This window comes from Caballeronia sp. GAFFF1 (genome assembly GCF_023630705.1).
In the GTDB taxonomy this organism is placed as follows: domain Bacteria; phylum Pseudomonadota; class Gammaproteobacteria; order Burkholderiales; family Burkholderiaceae; genus Caballeronia.
In genome coordinates this window covers 174320-194570 of record NZ_JALQEM010000031.1, presented here as the reverse complement: position 1 = coordinate 194570, position 20251 = coordinate 174320, and the positions used below count along the sequence as shown (strand labels likewise).

Annotated in this window: 22 protein-coding genes; 5 read left to right on the top strand and 17 right to left on the bottom strand. The window is 62.4% G+C overall.

Translation table 11 applies throughout. From position 1 onward, the window contains the following. Positions 1–2 precede the first annotated feature (2 nt). The 4 genes from NCR37_RS17740 to NCR37_RS17725 form a co-directional block, all read right to left on the bottom strand. Positions 3–383, bottom strand: a complete 381-nt coding sequence (locus tag NCR37_RS17740) for a hypothetical protein (RefSeq protein ID WP_250474151.1) — start codon at positions 381–383, stop codon at positions 3–5. 68 nt (positions 384–451) lie between these two features. Continuing rightward, positions 452–826 carry a tautomerase family protein gene (locus NCR37_RS17735; protein ID WP_250474247.1) on the bottom strand — a complete coding sequence of 125 codons (375 nt, stop codon included), beginning with the start codon at positions 824–826 and terminating at the stop codon, positions 452–454. A gap of 20 nt (positions 827–846) precedes the next feature. Beyond that, positions 847–1347, bottom strand: coding sequence for an aromatic-ring-hydroxylating dioxygenase subunit beta (locus NCR37_RS17730; RefSeq protein WP_250474150.1), 501 nt, complete (start codon positions 1345–1347; stop codon positions 847–849). Then, the gene (locus NCR37_RS17725) at positions 1344–2627 is read right to left on the bottom strand and encodes an aromatic ring-hydroxylating oxygenase subunit alpha (RefSeq protein WP_250474149.1); all 1284 of its coding nucleotides are present in this window, start codon (positions 2625–2627) and stop codon (positions 1344–1346) included. The genes NCR37_RS17730 and NCR37_RS17725 overlap by 4 nt, the downstream gene beginning before the upstream one ends. Positions 2628–2796: 169 nt before the next feature. Here NCR37_RS17725 and NCR37_RS17720 point away from each other — a divergent pair, with 169 nt between their 5' ends. Further along, entirely contained in the window at positions 2797–3717 is a 921-nt protein-coding gene (locus tag NCR37_RS17720; protein ID WP_250474148.1) for a LysR family transcriptional regulator, read from the top strand. A 6-nt stretch (positions 3718–3723) separates the two neighbouring features. On the opposite strand, the gene NCR37_RS17715 is transcribed toward NCR37_RS17720, so the two are convergent. The 7 genes from NCR37_RS17715 to NCR37_RS17685 form a co-directional block, all read right to left on the bottom strand. Next, complete coding sequence (locus tag NCR37_RS17715; protein WP_250474147.1) at positions 3724–4692, bottom strand: PDR/VanB family oxidoreductase; 969 nt, start codon at positions 4690–4692, stop codon at positions 3724–3726. Between the two features lie 94 nt (positions 4693–4786). After that, positions 4787–6097, bottom strand: a complete 1311-nt coding sequence (locus NCR37_RS17710) for an MFS transporter (RefSeq protein ID WP_250474146.1) — start codon at positions 6095–6097, stop codon at positions 4787–4789. Positions 6098–6224: 127 nt separating this feature from the next. Then, positions 6225–7145, bottom strand: a complete 921-nt coding sequence (locus NCR37_RS17705; RefSeq protein WP_250474145.1) for a LysR family transcriptional regulator — start codon at positions 7143–7145, stop codon at positions 6225–6227. A 42-nt stretch (positions 7146–7187) separates the two neighbouring features. Further along, on the bottom strand, positions 7188–7862 hold the full coding sequence (locus NCR37_RS17700; protein ID WP_250474246.1) for an ethyl tert-butyl ether degradation protein EthD: 675 nt from the start codon (positions 7860–7862) through the stop codon (positions 7188–7190). Positions 7863–7864: 2 nt separating this feature from the next. Next, a complete protein-coding gene (locus tag NCR37_RS17695) occupies positions 7865–8380 on the bottom strand; it encodes a flavin reductase (RefSeq protein WP_250474144.1) in 516 nt (171 codons plus the stop codon). Between the two features lie 28 nt (positions 8381–8408). After that, a complete protein-coding gene (locus NCR37_RS17690) occupies positions 8409–9599 on the bottom strand; it encodes an acyl-CoA dehydrogenase family protein (protein ID WP_250474143.1) in 1191 nt (396 codons plus the stop codon). Positions 9600–9631: 32 nt separating this feature from the next. After that, on the bottom strand, positions 9632–10984 hold the full coding sequence (locus NCR37_RS17685; RefSeq protein WP_250474245.1) for an MFS transporter: 1353 nt from the start codon (positions 10982–10984) through the stop codon (positions 9632–9634). A gap of 336 nt (positions 10985–11320) precedes the next feature. Between NCR37_RS17685 and NCR37_RS17680 the strand changes: the two genes are divergently transcribed. The 4 genes from NCR37_RS17680 (at position 11321) to catA (ending at position 15178) form a co-directional block, all read left to right on the top strand. Next, entirely contained in the window at positions 11321–12523 is a 1203-nt protein-coding gene (locus tag NCR37_RS17680; RefSeq protein ID WP_250474142.1) for a porin, read from the top strand. 200 nt (positions 12524–12723) lie between these two features. Next, on the top strand, positions 12724–13860 hold the full coding sequence (locus NCR37_RS17675; RefSeq protein ID WP_250474141.1) for a muconate/chloromuconate family cycloisomerase: 1137 nt from the start codon (positions 12724–12726) through the stop codon (positions 13858–13860). Between the two features lie 24 nt (positions 13861–13884). After that, positions 13885–14175: a muconolactone Delta-isomerase gene (gene catC / locus NCR37_RS17670; RefSeq protein WP_250474140.1), complete on the top strand. Its 291-nt coding sequence runs from the start codon at positions 13885–13887 to the stop codon at positions 14173–14175. A 67-nt stretch (positions 14176–14242) separates the two neighbouring features. Next, positions 14243–15178 carry a catechol 1,2-dioxygenase gene (gene catA / locus NCR37_RS17665; protein WP_250474139.1) on the top strand — a complete coding sequence of 312 codons (936 nt, stop codon included), beginning with the start codon at positions 14243–14245 and terminating at the stop codon, positions 15176–15178. A gap of 110 nt (positions 15179–15288) precedes the next feature. On the opposite strand, the gene NCR37_RS17660 is transcribed toward catA, so the two are convergent. From NCR37_RS17660 to NCR37_RS17635, 6 genes are all read right to left on the bottom strand, one after another. Then, positions 15289–15675, bottom strand: a complete 387-nt coding sequence (locus NCR37_RS17660; protein ID WP_250474138.1) for a glycogen/starch/alpha-glucan phosphorylase — start codon at positions 15673–15675, stop codon at positions 15289–15291. Further along, positions 15569–15943 carry a glycogen/starch/alpha-glucan phosphorylase gene (locus tag NCR37_RS28535; protein WP_350029069.1) on the bottom strand — a complete coding sequence of 125 codons (375 nt, stop codon included), beginning with the start codon at positions 15941–15943 and terminating at the stop codon, positions 15569–15571. Before NCR37_RS28535 ends, NCR37_RS17660 begins: the two co-directional genes overlap by 107 nt. A gap of 239 nt (positions 15944–16182) precedes the next feature. Further along, positions 16183–16356, bottom strand: coding sequence for a hypothetical protein (locus tag NCR37_RS17650; protein WP_250474256.1), 174 nt, complete (start codon positions 16354–16356; stop codon positions 16183–16185). A gap of 822 nt (positions 16357–17178) precedes the next feature. Then, entirely contained in the window at positions 17179–17970 is a 792-nt protein-coding gene (locus NCR37_RS17645) for an alpha/beta hydrolase (protein ID WP_250474137.1), read from the bottom strand. Then, the gene (locus tag NCR37_RS17640; protein WP_250474136.1) at positions 17967–19151 is read right to left on the bottom strand and encodes a glycosyltransferase family 9 protein; all 1185 of its coding nucleotides are present in this window, start codon (positions 19149–19151) and stop codon (positions 17967–17969) included. The genes NCR37_RS17645 and NCR37_RS17640 overlap by 4 nt, the downstream gene beginning before the upstream one ends. Continuing rightward, entirely contained in the window at positions 19148–20230 is a 1083-nt protein-coding gene (locus NCR37_RS17635) for a tetratricopeptide repeat protein (RefSeq protein ID WP_250474135.1), read from the bottom strand. The genes NCR37_RS17640 and NCR37_RS17635 overlap by 4 nt, the downstream gene beginning before the upstream one ends. Positions 20231–20251: the final 21 nt, after the last annotated feature.

The window sequence follows — 20251 nt, the reverse complement described above, 5'->3', positions numbered from 1 at the left end:
ACTCACGCCTTGTCGGTAACGGCGGACGGAACCGTGAGCGCGCGCCCGACGCGCGCTTCGATTTTGCCGTAGCGCCAAAGGTTGTATTCGCCCACGCGCGTCGTGCGATACAGATTGCAGACCGCAACGGCGGCGTCGAAGTCGGCGACGTCGGCCATGATGTAGAAGGTCCACGGTGCCCCTTCGGCGTTGCCGACGACAAGCCGGTCGTCATCCATGACACCCAACACTCGTACGTTTTCCATTGCTTCGATGGCACTGAGCATGTTGCCGTACGCCTGCCATACATCGCCGATTTGCTCACGCGGCAAGTCGAAGAAATTCTGAGTGACTCCGCAGCAGAAGAGCACACGCAGCGGCAGGCTTCGAGTATCGTTCGTCATCTTGTTTCCCTTCGAGCCGAACAACAGGTCTGGCGTACGGATCGCGGAAGAATGGGCCCGACTTCGACTTAGCGGCCCAACGCACGCGCGGTCTTGCCGCCCAAGCCGAAATCGGTATTGGGAATGTCTTTGATCATGACGCGCGTGGACTGCAGGGGCACATCCAGGACAGAGGCGCTGATCTCTGACAGATGCCTGATCAGCGCTTCTTTCTGCGTCTCCGTGCGGCCCGCAATCAAGATTGCGATGATGACCGGCAACGCAGCGGGCGTTGGCTTTCCGCCCAGCCCGATGTCCGAGGCCGGCAACTCCGACAGCAGAATGCGCACCGACTCCGCGGGCGCGCCGATGGCGTCGACGGTCGCTTGAGTCAGACCCTGGATAAGCGATGCCTTGCGCTCGTCGGAGTGACCTTGAGGCAGATAGACTTCGAGTGTCGGCATGGTCGGATAGGGATGGAAAGTCAAAGCAGGAAGCCGATGGCGCTCAGTGCTTCGGTCGAGTTGATCAGGCGGATAACTTTTTCGACGAGCAGCGGCTGGCCGTTGGCCATGCTGATCTTATGCGTCAGATCCGCGGCGAAGATCGTCGACACGCCGCGCTTGTACGCAATGATGATCTGCGAGGACTTCACTTCGACGAGGTCCGCGCTATCCGAAGACCGCGTGAAGCGCGACACGGTGCGCACCGTACGCGCGGCGTCGGCGGCGGACGCCGAATAGCCGGACGCCATGCGCTGCACACGCAGTTCGCGCATGTGCTGGTCGTCGAATGCGTAATTCAGTGTCGCTTCGTAGTCGGTCGTGTCAGGGTCGATAGGCACCACGTAGATGCCATTGGGGTCCCACATTTCGAGCCACGCGCGGTAATCGCGCCGGTCCAGAAGTTCGGCTTCGCGCCAGATGAATTCGATAGCGCGGGCGAAGGTCTGGTCAGACAGAAGTGCGTTACGGTCGTCCATCATGCTTGCTCCATCATTGCGCGCCATTGTCTATAGGCTTCGCGCATGCCGGTTTCGTCGGTGGCGTGCGCGGTTTTTTCGCCGTTCGGCGCGGTCGTTTCGCGATTCAGCCCGCGGTTCACCAGGATAGGTACGTCGGGGCCTGCGTATGAGCCGCGCTGCACGCGTTCCCATGCTTCGGCATCGTCGGGGCTGCCGAAACCAAACGGGCCCTGGAAGTGCTCGTGCATGCGCAAGCGCGCACGATTGGCTTCTTCGGGGCCGCCGTCCATCCCTAGTGCGACGTGGCGGATTTCTGTTTCCACCGCGGAAATGGGGCGCAGCACGCGGAAGAAGGCCATCGACAACGCGAGGTTCGGAAACAGATTCAGGTTGAAGCCGACGCCCATCAGCGAACGCACGACGCGGCGCACTTCTTCCGCCGTGTGTTTTTCTGCAAGCTGCGCGGCGAGTTCATTGAAACGTTCGGGCAGCGGCGCACCGTCGTCCTGATCGAGATCGACGAGTTCCGGCATGAGTACGGCCAGGCTGTGACCGTTGCCGAGGGAGCGGCAAAACGCCTGGTCGCTCGTCATGAAGCTCGTGATCGCGGCGGCCGTTTCATCGTCGATAGACTTCATCCAGGACTTATGCACGACGGGAAAGTGATACAGGTCCGTCGTGTTTTCGAGCTGGATCTTCCAGTTGCCCTTGAACGTGAACTTATGCTCGCCGTTCGCCTTGACCGGATAGCCCGCGCCTTGCTTCATGAACAGGTCTATCCATGGCTTCGCACCGCCGAGAAAGTCTTCGAGCGATTCGATGTCTTCGTTGACGCTCGCGAAAATCAGGCCCTGATAGACGCCCACGCGCAGCTTCTTGAGCGGCAAATCGCCTTTCTCGCATACGCCTTCATAGCCGTCGCCGTAGGGCAGCGCGCGCAGCGTGCCGTCGAGCGCGTATGACCAGCTGTGGTACGGGCACGTGAAGCCTTTCGCATTGCCCTTGTGCTCTTCGCACACGGTCGCGCCGCGATGACGGCAGCGATTCTGAAGTACGTTCACGGCTCCCGTTTTGTCCCGCACGACGATGACCGGCTGGCGGCCGATGGTCGTCGTGACGAAGTCGCCGGGCTTCGGCAACTCGCTGTCGTGAGCGACCCACACCCACGTCTTGTAGAAGATGCGTTCGAGTTCTTCCTCGAAGAGCTGCGGATCGTAGTAGAGCGAAGGCGCAATGCGATCGGACTGCGCGCGCTTCGCAAGCGCGCTCGTGTCGATGGTTTGATAGGTCGGCGTACTCATCGTATTCCTGGGGAGAAGTTGAGTGGCTGTTTGAGCGACTAACACGAGCCTGGCCGTGCACTCGGCGCATCCTCTCGTTGACATCAGTCTCGCTTTTCGAAGATCATGCGTCAAATCGATTAAAAACGGATCGCTCAATCAGTGCGGCCGATATCTGGAACTGCCTGCCATGACCTCCATCGACCACATCGATCTCAATCTCCTGCGCGTTTTCCAGGCTATCGTCGAGGAACGCAGCCTGACGCGCGCAGGCGAGCGGCTCGCGCTCTCGCAACCGGCGGTCAGCTATTCGCTTGGGCGGCTGCGCACCTTGTTCGACGACACGCTGTTCATCCGCACGCGGGCGGGCATGCAGCCCACGCCGGTCGCGCTTGAGTTGGCCGAGATCGTGGGACGCGCGCTCGATACCGTGCGGCAGGCCTTGCGTTATGCCGAACGCTTCGACCCGGCGACGAGCACGCGAACATTTCGCCTGTCGCTGTCGGATGCGGGGGAGATGGCCTATCTTCCAGCCATCTGCGCGGCGTTACGCGACGCCGCGCCGCGCGCGAAGCTGGTTGTGGAGCCATTGCCCATTGAACAGATAGAAGAGGCGTTGCGCTCGAGTCGGCTGGATTTTGCGATCGGCAACTTGCCGTCGCTGTTGCCGCGTACGCGCCATTGCGTGCTCTTCGAGGAGTCGTATGTGTGCATGACGCGCGATCGCGACGATCTGCCCGAAGGCAAGAAGCTCAAACTCGAGCATTTTCTTGCGGCTTCGCACGTCCAGGTCCGCTCGATCGAGCACAGTCATGACGCGCTGGACGACGCGCTGCGTGGACAAGGCGTCGGGCGCAATATCGCATTGGCGTTACCGCATTTCGTGGCGGTGCCCGGCGTGCTGGCTGCAACGGACTTGTTCGCTACGCTGCCGGAAAAGCTCGCGCATATCCTCAATCGAGGCGACGCGTTTCGCATCTATGCGATGCCGGTGCCGCTGCCGAGAGTGGCCGTGACCATGCACTGGCACGAGCACTTCCACGAAGACGAAGGCCTCGCGTGGATGCGCAGCCTCATGACCGACACCCTCGCGAGCTTCAAGAAGATGTGATCGCGCTCAGAGGTCGAGCACGAGCACAGGCGAGCGAGAACGCGACACGCAGCAGCAGATTACCGTGTTGCTTGCGCGTTCTGCTTTGCTCAGGCAGTGATCGCGATGTTCGGGTTCGCCGCTCACGACGTCGACCATGCATGTACCGCACACGCCTTCGCCGCACGACGTATCGACTTCGATGCCGATCGCAGCGAGCGCGTCGACGATCGACGTACTCTTGTCGACGCGAACCGTTTGTCCGCTGCTTGCGAGCTGCACGTCGAAGCTGTCGAGCGACGTTTCGGCCGCCACGGCGGGCTCGCCCTTGAATCGCTCGAGATGAATCGCATCCGCAGGCAGGCGGGCTTGCGCCGTCTCCACGACAGCATCCATGAAGGCGCTCGGGCCGCATGTGTAGACATGCGCGTCAGGACCGGCATCGCTGATACATTCGGCGAGCTTGCTACGCTGTTGATTCCGCTCGACGCCGAAATGCAGTTTCACGTGAGCACTGAACGGTGCGCGCGTCAGCAGCGTCATGAAAGCCGCGTGCGCCTCGCTGCGCGCGAAGTAATGCAGCGTGAAGCGCGCATCGCTCGCAAGGAGCCGATAGGCCATCGACAGCAATGGCGTGATGCCGATGCCCGCGGCAATCAGAATGTGCTCGCTTGCGGACGGGTCGAGCTGAAAGAGATTGCGCGGCGCGCCGACGGCCAGTTCGGTGCCCACGGTCACTTCTTCGTGAAGCGAACGAGAACCGCCGCGCGACTGCTCTTCCTTCTTCACCGCGAAGATCTGCGTCTCGAGACAGGCGGGATCGCCGCAAAGCGAATACTGGCGTGTCACGCCCGAAGGACTGGTCACGTCGATATGCGCGCCCGGCTCGTAGCGTTCGAACGGCGCGCCGTCGATTCTGGAGACGCTGAACGACCGCACGCCATGCGCTTCCTCGCGCAACGCGTCGACTCGTACTTTCACGGTGTGAGCCTGCATGATCGCCTTCCTTTCGAGATGTTTTCCGAAACCATGCGTCGATGGTAGTCTCGGCCGTCGAATAAGCAAAATAGGCTAAAAATCGTGTGTCGCATCAACCTGACTGATGACGCGTTTCGCGCGTGAAGCGCAGTGTCACGACCGTGACAAGACTGAGCACGATGAGGAACACGGCCACAGGCCAGGACGCGTGATAGTGCGACAGCAGCGCAGTCGCGAGCAGCGGCGACAGACCGCCTGCGAAAATCGAGGCCACTTCATGCCCGAGCGCGACGCCGGAGTAGCGCACTTCCGTGCTGAACAACTCGCCGACGAGCGCGGGCAAGGTGCCGATCATCGCGCCGTGACAGACGGCAGTGCCGAGCACCAGTGCGAGCCAGATGAGCGGGGTCGCATGCGTGTCGAGCAGCCAGAAAAACGGGAAGGCCATCACCGCAAGGGAAGCGGCGCCGATCATGTACACAGGCTTGCGTCCGATGCGATCGGAGAGCTTGCCCCACAGCACCATCGCGATCATTTCGACGGTCATGGCAAGCATGACGCCGGTGAGCATCGTCGAATTGGGGATGCCGACGAACTTGCCGTACACGAGCGAAAACGCGAGGAAGATGTAGGCGCCGCCATTTTCCGCGACACGCAGGCCCATCGCCACCAGGATTTCCTTCGGATGACGCTTGATGGCTTCGAGCACCGGGATGTGCGATGTTTTGCCCGATTTCTCCGCATTCTCAAAGTCGCGGCTCTCCGGCAGGCTGTGACGAATGTAGACGCCGAGCGCAAAAATCACGATGCTCGCGAGAAAGGGCAGACGCCATCCCCAGGAGATGAACTGCTCGTGCGGCAACGCCTGCACTGCGAGAAACGCCGCGGAGGACAGCACGAAACCGCCGCCCACACCGAGCTGACTCCACGCGGCGTAATAGCCGCGCTTCTCGGGCGGCGCGTTCTCGCTGATCATCAGTACGCCTCCGCCCCATTCGCCTCCGGACGCAATGCCTTGCAGAAGGCGAAGTGCGACGAGCGCGGCCGGGGCCCAAAGACCGACGTGATCGTAAGTCGGCAACAAGCCGATGCCGAAGGTCGCGAAACCCATGATGAGCAGCGTCCAGACGAGCGACGCGCGCCGTCCGTAACGGTCGCCAATATGGCCGAACACGATACCGCCGAGCGGCCGCGCGACGAAGCCCATCGCGAACGCAGCGAACGCGCCGAGCGTGCCGATCAGTGGATCGGCGTTGGCGGGGAAGAACAGCTTGCCGAACACGAGCGCGGCCGCTGTGCCATAGACGAAGAAGTCGTACCACTCCATCGCATTGCCCGCGACAGACGCAATGACGATACGTTTGAGGGCGCGGTCCGGCGTTGCTGCGCTGGTTGCGGCGGTCGGGGTAGGAACTGTTGCCATGTCTGCTCGCATCGAAAGAGTAGGACTGCGGCCTTGAAGGCTTCGCATAGCAAGCAGTGTCGAGGCGAGTCAGACCGTCGTCAAATTCGCCGAAAAGACGTCGTGATATCAGCGCAGCAAATGGACGTCACTCCTCGGACTGACGAAACATCGCGGAGAGGGTTTCCCGCAACCACGCGACGCCAGGATCGTTGGCAAACTGCGTGTGCGAGTGAATCTGTATTTCGATGGGCGGCAGAGCAAAAGGCAAGGGCAGAATGCGGAACGCCTTGCCACGGTTGAAGCGCAGCGCAATGCTTTTCGGGAAGATAACGGCGAGGTCCGTGTTCATCACGATCTCGGGCGCCACGACGAAATGCGGCAACCGGACCACGACATCGCGCTTCAGACTGAGCTCGTCGAGCCATTGCTCGACCATGCGATGGCCCGTCGCGTTGGTGCTCGCGTAGACATAGCGCAAGGCGGCCAGGTCCTCGCGCGTGGGCCGCGACTTGCCTAACGGATGATCGGCGCGCACCACGCAGACATGCTCGTCGACGAATAAGGTTTGGCTCATGCACCCCGCGTCGAGGCCCGGCACGTAGCCCAGCGCAAGATCGATCTCCCCGGCGCGCATGGCTGCGCTCACGGATTCCACCGGAAGGTTGACGACTTCGATGCGAATGCCGCGGGCCTCGCGGTCGAGCAAGGACAGCAGCGGTGGCAGAAAAAAGAACTCCGACATGTCCGACATCGAGATGCGAAAGACGCGCCGTGCCGTCGAAGGATCGAACTTGGCAAGCTGCTGGACCGCCTCGTTGATGATCGACAAAGCCTGCGCGAGCGGCGGGTACAACCGGTGCGCCGCATCGGTCGGCACCATGCCGGTAGGCGTGCGCACGAAGAGCGGATCATCGAAGATGGTGCGTAAGCGCCGCAGCGCGTGACTGACTGCTGGCTGCGTTAACTGGAGACGGTCGCCGGCGGCAGTGAGGCTGCGCAGGTCCCAGATGGCGAGGAACACGCGCAGCAGGTTCAGATCGGCGAGACCGACGTTCAGCTTCGTCATACGGTTCACTCACGAACGAGCGCATGGTCCGCCATGCAGCGATCAATGTGTGGCGAGGTTACCGTATGTGCTGCGCATTGCAAAATGCGGCGTGCCTCCTTGATAGGGTGGCAAAGCATGAAAATCGCGGCGCATCAGGTCGCGCACTGGCGAAGCCAGCGCATCGGCGAGCGCGGACGCATCGACGAATACGACCTTGTTACGCTGCATCGCATTTACACGCGCGCAAGGTAAGCCGATGGTGCACTCGATGCGTGTATAAATTTCCAGCTCGCGCAGTGCGGGTAAAGTCGACATCAGCGGCGCGTGATGTTGCAGGTAATGCGCGAGCCATGTGTCGAAGTCTTCGGCCGGGCCTTCGTACCCGACGAGATACGTACACCGCTGCACGCGCGTTTCGCGACCCGGCGTGGTCGACACGAGGGCTCGCACCGCCATGACTTGCTGCGTGAAGCGCTCACATAACGACTGTGCTTGCAGTGCGCGGTGAATAGGGCCGTCGCGGCTTGCGGCTGCTTCGAGGGTGGCCAGTTCATCGAAATAGAGTTGCAGGACGCACGAGGGCGCATCGGTAGCGGGCGCAATGCGCGGATCGACGCGTTGGGTGATCGGCTCGTGCACGATCAATTTGCGCAAGCCTTCGATGTCCTGCAACGGCGCAATCTCAAGCAGCGATTCTTGTCCGCTCGCACCTATCAGAAACAGGCAGACTTGCATCGTCACGCCGCCTCGCAGGATGCGGCGCGCGCGAGCCGATGAAACTGCCGGCCGAAATACACGAGGCCATCGCCGTCTTCGCATAGGCCGATGTGATCGACTTGCACGAAAAGCACCGAATGCGAACCGACCTTCTTGCTGTCCACGATACGGCCTTCGAGACTCGCGATCGCATCGTCGAGCACGGGAAGTTGCAGTGCGCCCGGCCGCGAGCCGCAGCGCGCAAAGCGTTCGTCCATCGAGCAACCATCCATGCCGGCGAACACGCGCGCCAGTTGCTGCGCGTGCGCGCCCAGCACGTTGATGCAGGCTCGGCCGTTATTGAGCAACACGTCGTGAACGTAGCTCGACTGATTGATGCAGACGACCATCGTCGGTGGCGTGTCGGTCACCGAACATACGGCGCTTGCGGTGATACCGCAGCGTCCGTGCGGGCCGTCGGTCGTGATGACGTTGACGGCCGCGCCGAGCGAGGCCATTGCGTTGCGAAACTGCGCGCGCGCTTGATCGTGAGTCATGGCTGATGTCCTTTCAGGGTTCGCTGGTTCAGGGATACGGCGTGACGGGCGGAATGCCGACGAAGATCGCGCCCGATGCGTCGTAGTTGCCTTCGCCGAGGAACGCGTGTTGCGTGACGACGATCGAATCGCGTACCAGACGTTGCATCCGGTTCTCGCGATAGATCGCGCCGATGCCCGCCATCTTGTACGCCTGCATCACGATATCGGCGCAGGTGTGAGCCGCATGCGTCGCGGACAGACGCAACAGGTTGGCTTCTGCGGGCAGCACCGGATCGCCCGCGAGCACCGTGCGCCACGATGCTTCCGCGGACTCGAAGAAGAAAGCCCGCGCGCTGCGCAGTTGTGCTTCCGCCTGCGCGAGCCCCGAACGATAGTAGGCGCGATCGGCAAGACGCGGCGCGCCGGTCGTGGTCTTCGTTACTCCGGACATCCCCGCCAGCAGGTCGAGTGCAGCGCGCGCCAGGCCGATGTTGACCGCGGCATGCACCTGCGCCTGATAGGCGACGGCGGGATACCGATACAACGGTTCATCGATAAGCGGCGTGCCGCCGCGCACGAAAGTCCATTGCTCCTCGACGTATTTGTCTTTGAGACGCAGATCGTGACTGCCCGTGCCCTGCATGCCGACCACGTTCCAGTTATCGACGATCTCGACTTCGCTCGCGGGGAAGACGGCAGTAAAGGGCTTGCCCGCGTTCTTGTCGTCCGCGCCGGCGGGTGCGCCGCCGATTCCGACGCCGATCCAGTCCGCCCCCTTACAGCCGCTCGCGAAGCGCCACTGTCCCGATACGAGGAAGCCGCCGGGCGCACGTTGGGCCTTCTGCAGCGGATACAGCCCGCCCGCGAAAACCTGATCGGGACCGGTCGCATAGATCTGCGCCTGCGTCTCGACTGGCAGCGAGGCGAGATACGTGTTGGCGGAGCCGAACGCCGCGACCCATGCGGTCGAACCGTCCGCGATCGCGATGCGTTCCAGGATTTCGAGGAAGCGCGCTGGCGGAAGCGCGTCGCCGCCGAAACGTTTGGGCGTGCTCGCGCGGAAGATGCCCGCGCGCTTCATCTTGCCGACCATATCGCGCGGCACGTGAGACAGGGCGTCGAATTCGTCGCGGCGGCGCTCGACTTCCTCGATCAGCGCATCGAGCGGCAGCGGTCCGGCGTACTCGGGATAGTCGTTTTGCGAATCGATGATGGCTTCGCTTTGAAGGGCTTGCATAGGGGATACCTCTCGGTCGATGTGTGTCGATGTCATTCGGGCTGGCGACGATGAGCGGCGCGCATCGCTTTGGGATACGTCTCGCGTGCGATCAACGTGGCGGCGACGGTGATGAGGCCCAGTACGCCAAGGTAGATGGCGACGGGCACGGCGCTGTGATAGTGGGCGAGCAGCGCGGTGGCGATCATCGGCGAGAGGCCGCCGCCGAGCACGGAAGAGACTTCCCGACCGATACCAAGGCCGGAGAAACGCAGATGCACCGGCAACATCTCGCTAATGAACGCGGGCTGCGCGCCTTCGAGAATGCCGAGCGTGATGCTGTTCGCGAGAACGAGCGCCGCGACTACCTTCCAGTATTCGCCCGAGCCGAGCAGCGCGAAATACGGCCATGCGACGAGCACGATGGCGATAGCGCCGGCGAGATACACGGGTTTGCGTCCGACCTTGTCGGTCATCCAGCCGAAGAAGAGCGACACGGGGATCATGAGCAGCATCGAAATGCACAGACCGCTGAGGATCCAGCTCGACTTGATGCCGAGAAACTGCCCATATGCGATCGAGAACGCGAAGAAAAGGTAGGACGCCGCGCCCTCGCCGAAGCGCAGGCCGAACACGGTGAGCACTTCGCGCGGACATTGGCGCAGCACTTCGATGACAGGCATGCGGCTCTCGTGGCGCGTCGCCTTGACTTCGGCGAACGCGGCGCTTTCTCCGACCGAGCGGCGCATCCACAAGCCGAGAAGAACGAGTGCAGCGCTTGCGAGAAACGGAAGGCGCCATCCCCAACTTTGAAAGTCGCCCGCCGGCAGGTTCTGCACCAGAAGAAATGCACCGGTGGAGAGGACGAAGCCGAGTGCCGCGCCGCACGGACTCCATGCCGCGAGCGCCCCGCGCCTTGATTGCGGCGCGTTCTCGTGGATCAGCAAGATACTGCCGCTCCATTCTCCGCCGGCGGCCAGTCCCTGAAGAATGCGCAGCAGAACCAGCATCACGGGCGCCGCAATGCCGACCTGCTGATACGTTGGCAAAACGCCCATCAGGACCGTAGCGGTGCCCATCGTGAGCAGGGTAAGCATCATCACGGCCTTGCGACCGTAGCGGTCGCCGATATGCCCGCATAGTACGCCGCCGATGGGTCGCGCGATGAAGCCGACGGTGAAGCCGCCGAATGCGGCGATGGTGCCCGTGAGCGGATCAGTGCCGACCGGAAAGAACAGCTTGCCGAAGACGAGCGCCGCAGCCGTTCCATACAGAAAGAAGTCGTACCACTCGAGGATCTGGCCGAGTACTGCAGTCGTGACCGCACGGCGCACGTTGCTTGGACGACGGGCCGCTCGGCTTTGAGCGAGCGTGCCCAGATCGGAATTCAGAGCTTCAGGGTTCATGGTGGGGGAAGACATGAGGTGATGGTTCCCGCTTCCCTGATGCTCAAGAAGCGGCGCGAATGGTATCGATGCGATGTGCCCACGATATGAGCGTCGATAACCGCGGTCAAATTCGAGACAAAAATGCACGACATGAATCTGATGCATGTGCTTCGCGTGCCGTACGTAATAACCCTTGCTTTGAATGACATATCGATCGCGCTTATCGCCGGTCATGCTTTTGGTTTATTTGCCGTGTGGAACGGGCGACCGCAGACTGCGTGGCGCATCCCGTCAACCCCGCAATGAGCCTTCATTGCGTCATTCAACAGAACCACTCGCATGGAATACGCACGTATGAGACTCGCCTTGGCAACTTCTCTCGCGCTGCTCGCAGTTGCAGGCACGGCGCAGGCACAAAGCGCGGTGACGCTGTACGGCATCGTCGACGATGGCTTCAACTGGACCTCGAACTCGGGCGGTCACAATCTCTACAATTTGTCGAGCGGCGTCATGCAGGCAAGCCGCTGGGGGCTGAGGGGTAGGGAAGAGCTAGGTGGCGGGCTCGCTGCACTGTTCGTACTCGAGAACGGCTTCGATCTCAACAACGGCTCGCTTGCGCAAAAGAATCGCGGCAGCACCCAGGGTCTGATGTTCGGTCGCCAGGCGTATGTGGGCTTGTCCAGTGCTTTGGGCACCGTGTTGCTCGGTCGTCAATACGATTCGGCCGTCGACTATGTGGGCCCGTTCGAGTCCGGGACCCAGTGGGCGGGATATATCGGCGCGCATCCAGGCGATCTGGACAACCTCAACAACGCATATCGCGTGAACAACGCGATCAAATTCGTTAGTAAGGCATACTACGGAATAACGTTCGGCGGCGTCTACAGCCTGGGTGGCGTGGCAGGGGCGGTTTCACGCAACCAGCTGTGGTCCCTTGGAGCGGGCTATGCGAACGGACCGCTTACGCTGGGCGTCGCTTATCTGAACGCGCGCAACCCGAACGTCGGCTTCTTCGGTGACAACGGTGCGAGTACGCCGCCCACCGCGAGCGCGAACTTCATTTCGTCGCCGGTATATAGCGGCTACGCGTCGGCGCGGACGTATCAAATCGTCGCGGCTGGCGCGGCGTACGCATTTGGCGCGGCGACGCTGGGTGCGACATACTCTAACGTGCAGTTCAAGAACCTCGGCGATACGGTGAACTCCGGACCCAATCCGCGCGGCTATGCCGGCAATGCAATCTTCAACAACGTGGAAGTGAACTTCAAGTATCAACTGACACCCGCGCTCGTGCTCGGCGCGGCGTTCGACTACACGAACGGCGGCGACGTCGATTCGGCCACCGGTAACAACCCGGGCGCGAAGTATTACCAGGGCGCGCTCGGCGCCGACTACTTCCTGTCGAAGCGCACTGACGTTTATGTGATCGGCGTCCACCAGAAGGCATCCGGTACCGACTCCACCGGCGCGGCGGCCGTTGCGGCAATCAACAATCTCACGCCGTCCACGAGTGATCGTCAAACCACAGTCCGCGTGGGCATCCGCCACAAGTTCTGAAGGGAACCGGCATTCGCGCCGACGCGTCATTCATTTCGTGGATGACGCAGGCGACATTTGATCTATTTGACGCTTGCACGCTGGCGAATTAATTTGTCCTCGAACTCGCATCGAACTTGCACCGGCCGCAATGAGCGAGTGTGCGCGGCGAGCCTGCACAGCGCCCGCGTCACTCGTTTGCACTTATCGAACCTATCGCCATGACTTCAGCGACGATCGAACGCATCGAAACCTGTCTCGTCGACCTGCCGACAATTCGCCCGCACAAGCTTTCCGTCGCCACCATGCACGGGCAGACGCTCATGCTGGTGAAGGTATTCTGCAGCGACGGCATCGTCGGCATCGGCGAAGGCACGACCATCGCCGGCATGGCGTATGGTCCGGAAAGCCCCGAGTCGATGAAGCTCGCCACCGATGCGTATCTCGCGCCCGCATGCATCGGCCGCGATGCGACGCGTGTGCAGGCGCTCATGGCTCACCTCGGCAAGCTGGTGCGGGTCAATCATTTCTCGAAGAGCGCGCTCGAAACCGCGCTGCTCGACGCGCAGGGAAAGCGCCTTGGCGTACCCGTCAGCGAACTGCTGGGCGGCCGTCATCGTGATCGTCTCCCGGTTGCCTGGACGCTCGCATCGGGCGATACGAACAAGGACATTGCGGAAGCAGAGACGATGCTCGAGCGTCGTCGGCACAAGATCTTCAAACTCAAGATCGGCGCAAGGCAGATCGAAGCGGACATCGAACATGTCGCCGGCATCAAGCGTGCGCTCGGCGATCGCGGGGCCGTGCGGGTCGACGTCAACATGGCCTGGAGTGAAACGCAGGCCGCACGAGCCATTCCCGCGCTCGCTGATGCCGGCTGCGAGTTGGTCGAGCAGCCGGTTGCATCCACGGCGGCGCTCGCGCGCCTGATGCGCCGGTTCCCCGTTGCGCTAATGGCCGACGAAGTGCTGCAAGGCCCCGAAAGCGCGTTCCAGATCGCCAAGCACGAAGGCGCCGACGTCTTCGCGATCAAGATCGAACAAAGCGGCGGTCTCTTCGCGGGACAACGCGTGGCCGCCATTGCCGATGCAGCGGGCATCGAGCTTTACGGCGGCACCATGCTGGAAGGCGCGGTCAGCACGATTGCATCGGCACAGCTCTTCGCGACCTTGCCCAATCTGCAATGGGGCACCGAGCTGTTCGGCCCGCTGCTCATCACCGAGGAGATTCTCGTCGAGCCACTGAATTACAGCGACTTCGAGCTCACCGTGCCGAGCGGCCCGGGTCTCGGCATCGAACTGGACGAAGCCCGGATCAAACGCTTTACGCGCGACGGACATGTCGCGGTCATCAAGTAACCCAACATCCGACGAGAGGACGCAATGCTTTTCCACGTGCGCATGGATGTGAAACTTCCGCTGGATATGCCCGCCGAGATCGCAAACGAAATCAAGGCCCGCGAGAAAGCTTATTCGCAGGACCTGCAGCGCAGCGGCAAGTGGCGCCACATCTGGCGCCTTGCGGGTGAGTACGCGAACTTCAGCATCTTCGACGTGCAAAGCAATGCCGAACTTCACGACATTCTCACTGCGCTGCCGCTGTTCCCCTATATGAGCATCGCAGTGACGCCGTTGTGCCATCACCCGTCGTCCATTCGCGACGACGACGCGTGAGTGCGAGCGTCGCGTCGCAAAACAGCCAAGCTGCGTCGTACCCCCAATACATCAAGGAGACAACATCGTGAGCGTCAAAGTTTTCGATACGAAGGAAGTCCAGGAACTGCTTTCGGCAGCCGTCAATCTCGGCAGCGAGGAGGGCGACGGCCGTGCGAAGCAGATCACTCATCGGCTGCTAAGCGATCTGTTCAAGGCCATCGACGATCTCGATATGACGCCCGATGAAATCTGGGCAGGGGTGAACTACTTCAACCGGCTCGGTCGCGACGGAGAGGCGGCCTTGCTCGCAGCGGGTCTCGGTCTGGAGAAGTTTCTCGACATTCGCATGGATGCGCAGGACCGTCACTCAGACATTCACGGCGGCACACCGCGCACCATCGAAGGTCCGTTGTATGTGGCGGGCGCGCCGTTGCGCGACGGGGTAGCGAAGATCGACGTCGATCCCGACGAAGCAGCCGGGCCGCTCGTTATTCGCGGCGCCGTGACCGGTCCGGACGGCAAGCCTGTCGCGAATGCAGTGGTGGAGTGCTGGCATGCGAACTCCAACGGCTTCTACTCGCATTTCGACCCGACCGGCGCACAGAGTGACTTCAACCTGCGTGGCGCTGTGCGGACGGGGGAGGACGGCAAGTACGAGTTCCGCACGCTCATGCCCGTAGGCTACGGATGCCCGCCTCACGGTTCGACGCAACAGTTGCTGAACGTGCTCGCGCGGCATGGCAATCGTCCGGCGCACGTTCATTTCTTCGTGACGAGCGACAACTTCCGTAAGCTGACCACGCAGATCAACATCGAAGGCGACCCGCTGATCTGGGACGACTTCGCGTACGCCACGCGCGAGGAACTGATTCCTCACGTCGTCGAAAAGACGGGCGGCGCTGCGCTCGGTCTGAAGGACGACGTCTATAAGGAAATTGAGTTCGATATCACGCTGACTCGGCTCGTCGGAGGCAAGGACAATCAGCTTGTCAGTCGCGAGCGCACGTCGGCGACGGCATGAGTCCGCGAAGCGACGGCTAGCTGCCGTCGCGCGCGATCTCGCGATGATGTGCAGTTCGGCAGTGCCGACCAGACCTCAAGTTTGGAATCGCGACCGAGTGAGGTCGATCTTCAGTGCACGCGCATCCATATCCGCTCGCAATATTCCGTGATCGCACGGTCCAAAGAGATTTTCCCAGAACACGCCATATTCCAGATGGACATGCGCGTCCACTGCCGCTTGTCACGCCATGTTTCGCTCACGCGCTCCTGACAGGCGGGGTACTCCGCGAAGTTCGCCAGCACAAGGAATGGATCGCTATGCAGCAGGCTGTCGAGCAGCGGACGGAACATGGTCGTATCTCCGCGCGAAAAGCGACCCGACCCGATCTGGTCAAGTGCGTCGCGCAACTCAGACAGAATTGAAGCCTTGGAAGTCGAACGATTCGACAGCTTCGCTTTTCCATAGGCGCAAAACGTTGCAAGTGTTGACGCGAAAGCCCTGGATCGGCATGTCACGAGCGGCTTCCTTGACTTGGCGCTCCCGAATCCACTGCACCGCGAAGCGTCCGTCCGCATTGGTGTGATGTCGCGTGTAGCCCCCGATGTAAACGCGGAAGCTTACGTCCGGTCGCAAGATCTCCAATGGATTGCCCTTCTCGAGCCACTTGTCCGCGCGCTCGACCTGCCAGCCATCGCGGATGCCCTGGTTGAAGATCGCGAATTCGTAGCAAATTACACAACCGATTGCCGGGATCTGCAGCGAAGATAACGAGTCAACTAGCACGCCGCAGGCCGGGCTAGCGCTCCTCTACCAAGGCCGGGCTCTTCTTCGATGCTTAGCAATTCGTCTAGGTCGAGGCCAAGCGCGCGCAGCGACTCGCGCGCTTCGTCGTACAGTCCGAGGTCAAGCACGTTTCTTCCGGGTTGCGGACCGATCAGGAACTCCGCGGAGAAACAGCAAGCGACCTTGCCTCCTGGGTCGTGCAAGTTCTCGCAGATGCCACCCACCGAGCAAGCATTCGGTCACGAACGGTATAGGCGAGGGCGAGATACCAGTCGTGCGCAGTAGCGATGCCTGGACGCGCGCTTGCCGGCAATAGCATTACCTACCGCGTGCTGCAGCGAAGCGTTTGCTTCAAAGCCATCAGGCATGACATTCATGTTCATGATGTCATTGCTTGCCTTGGTATCGCTCATGGTCGTCCCTCTCGGGTTTGAACAAGCACATCGAGCTGATGGGCGTTCCGCAGTCAAGGCAGACGCAAACTCAACAGACATTTGCACGGCACTGGCTCGTTGGTTTTCCTGAGGGGTTCCAAACTGCGTTTAGCACGCGAAACTTGTCGCGATCTTTATCGCTTCGATGACTCTAAGTCGTCCGCACAGGCTTGTCATCAGTGTTGCCGCTATACGAAGGGCGAAGAAAAATCCCCTTCGACCTACTGATGCGATAGGGAAGTTTGCGACCTCTCACGCAGGAGCCTGCGCCGCATGGAAGGCACGCGGAAAGCTGCGGCGGGCGTACAGCAAGCCTCTCTCACCGCAAGCGCAGATATATCTCCGGGCACTTGCAAAGCCGTTGAAGCTTTTGACGGCGACGCTGGCGGTAGCTAATGCGGGCGCTAGCCAATGTAGCTGGTGTTCCCGGAGACCTGCGGAGCGTCGCTAGCGCGACGCATATTTGCCGCCATCCTTATAGCCGGCCGCGTGCGCTGGTACGCGCATGCAGACGGTGTTAGGTCAAAGCGACCCTGTTCGCAATGTCGTCGTTGGTTAGTTTAGCGACCGCTCCACTCCCCGTAACAGACATTTGGATAAGTCAATACTGAGCGTCGGGTAAGGGTCGGGTCCGGCAGTCCGGGCAAATTCAATGGTGGATGCACGGGCTGCACAGTACCGTTGTCGCTGATGCCTCTCTGAGCCTGCATCAATGGGACTGCGCAGATGCACCTACCAGAATCAAATTTGACGCTCCTGAGCTTATGGAGCCACATCAAGCAAAGCAGGCCATTCACGCGCTCAATCACCGTCATGCGCGATGCCTTCGACCACGCGCAATCGTGCGCAACGCGTCCCCACTGCGTCGACGAAACGGCGCGCGACCGCGACGGGCACGACACGATCCGCGTCGCTGGCGAAGTGCATTTGCGGCAACGCGCCGAGTTCCGCGGCGGCATCGATCGCCTTGAGCGACGCAGGCATCGGCGATACCCCGTGCAGGCGATTGACGTACTCGCTATCGAGATTGCCCGCCACCGTGCGTAACGAGAGCACGTCGCGCCGCCGCGCTGCCAGCAGCACGGCAATGGCGCCGCCGCCCGAATAGCCGATGAGATGGACGCCGGCTCCAGGCGCGCGTGCGGCAATCGCGTCCACTGCCTCGTTCATCGCGACGAGCACCTCCGGTGCGAAGCGCGCGCCGGTCCAGTAGCGCACGTCGCAACGCGGGTTGTCGCGCATCGGCGTGTATTGGCACGGACGCGCCAGATACGTCACGTTCGGCGACGCGTCCGCTGCCGCGAGCGCGAGGCCCGTCGCATTGCGCGGCGTCGGATCGAGCGACGGCTCGTTGCGCGACACCCACGCGAAGCCATCGCCTTCGATATACACATGAATCGGCGCATCGCGGCGCGTGATGCGCGAGTAAGCGGTCAGCGCGAAGCCGCTCGTTTGCACCGTCTCGCGCTGCATATGCGCCGCCCTTGCGAGGGCATCGGCGTGCGCATTCCGATCGAATGCGACACAGGCGCTCAGGCTCGACATCGCGAGGACGCATGACAGCACCGCGCCGGCCCGCCGCACGAGGCTCATGCGGTGTGCTCCCCTGCCCATCGCGACAACGCATCGCGCATCGTCGCGAGGGTGCCGTCCCAGTCGCCGCGCCGTGTCTGCCGAAAGAGCCGGGCTTGCGGATACCACGGCGTGTCGTCGCGTTGCATCAGCCAACGCCAGTCGGGCACGAAAGGCAGCAGGACCCAGCACGGACAGCCGAGCGCTCCGGCCAGATGAACCGGCGACGAATCGACCGAAACAAGCAGATCGACGATGGAAAGGATCGCGGCCGTATCCTCGAAATCGCGGATCTCGTCGCCCAGCGCAGTCAGCGACATGCCGGTGGGTGCATGTGCGGCCTGCGACGCCGCCGCGCCCTTCTGAAGCGACACGAAGGTGATGCCGGGCAAGGCGAGCGGCGCAAGCTGATCGAGCCGCAGCGAACGGTTTGCATCGTTCGCGTGCGTCGGACGGCCCGCCCACACCAGCGCGACGAGCGGGCGCGGCAGCGCATCGAGCCGCTGCCGCCAATACGCGACGCGTTCGGGATCGGCATGCAGATACGGCACCGGTCCCGGCAGGTCGTCGAGCGTCAGACGCATGGCCATCGGCAGGCTCATCATTTCGCAATGCCGATGAAACGGCGGCGGCAGATCGCCGCGCACGATGATGTCGTCGCAGCCATCGAGCCTCCGCGCGAGCGACAGCGTCTCCGCATTGACTTCGAGCACCACGCGCGCGCCGCTTCGCCGCTTCGCCCACGGCACCATGCGCATGAACTGGAAGGTGTCGCCGTAACCCTGCTCGTCGTGAATCAGGAGCGTCTCGCCCGGCAGCGGCTCGCCGTTCCAGCGAGGACGCTGCACCTTGCGCTCCATCGACGTCGTATGCGCGAGGCTGTAACGGTAACGATACTCGCGCCAGCCGCGCTCGAAATCGCCGAGCAGCAGCAGCGTTTCCGACAGGTCGAAGCGCGCGGAATAGTCGCCCGGCAGTTGCGCGACGATCATCTCCTGAATGGCACGCGTCGCGGCCAGCTTGCCTTGCGGACGGATCGCCGCGGCTAGCAGCCGCCACAACGTTATCGGTCCGGTTCCGGACGCCAGATGCGGCATCAACACGGCTTCGGCTTCTTCGAAACGCTGCGCCGCGAGCAGCGGACGCACCTGGTCGATCACCGCGTTGACCGACGCCGCGCTCCAGACGGACGGCGCGTTCATGAATCCGTCTCCCGTACGAACGCCGGGCTCGGGCGGGCAGCGCGCATTTCGTCGCGCGCGGCGCGTGCGTCGCCGGGGCGTCTCGCTTCATCGAGCAACTGTATGAGACCGTTCAACGCGTCTTCGCGCACCACGCCCGGCAACCGCGCAGCCTCGCGATAGGCAGCGAGGGCTTCGTCCGTGCGGCCGAGCGCATGCAGCGCCCGCGCATGGGCATGATGCGCGTCGGCGCTTTGGGGCGCCAGCGTCAAGGCATCGCGCGCGCAGGCGAGAGCGCCATCGACGCGCTGCATCCGCAAGAGCGCCTTTGCGCGCGCGACGCGCTCTGCCGGATGGCGCGGCGCGAACGCGCTCAGCATGTCGAGCGCGCGAAGCGCCGCGTCGTGCCGATGTCGCGACGCTTCCGCTTCGGCCAGATTCAGGTACGCCTCGACGAGATGCGGATCGAGTTCGATCGCGATGCGCGCTTCGGCGGCGGCTTCGTCCTGCCGGCCCTGCGTCGACAGCAGGAACGCGAGATTGCTGTGCGCCTGCGCGTGACCGTGATCGAGCGCGAGCGCCCGTCGGTAGTATGCTTCGGCAAGATCGAACTGGTGCTGCCGACGGCACGTATTGCCGAGATTGCTGTGCGCATCCGCCGAGTCGGGATGCAGTTCAACGACGCGTTCGAGACACCTTCGGCTTTCTTCGAATTTGCCGGCTTCCTGCAGCGTGATGCCCAGATTGTTCCAACCCGCGACCAGCATCGGATCGCGTGCCACGGCCTCTCGCCCGGCCGCTTCGGCGCGCTCGAGGAGACCTTTTTGCCGGCACATTTCGGCGAGATTGGCCGCGTACGCAGCGCTCACGCCCGGCGCGCTGCACGCGGCGCTCAGGCAGTCGATGGCCATATCGAGCTTGCCGTAGGCGTGCGCCATCATGCCGAGCAGATGCAGCGCATCAGGCTGATCCGGCGACGCAGCGAGCACGCTCCGGCAGAGCTGCTCCGCCTGGGCCGCCTGTCCCGCATTCCAATGCGCGTGCGCGCGTGTCAGCGCCTCGTTGAGCGTAATTCGGGCTGCGGCGTGTGCGTCGGACATGGATGGCTCCGCGTGAGGTTT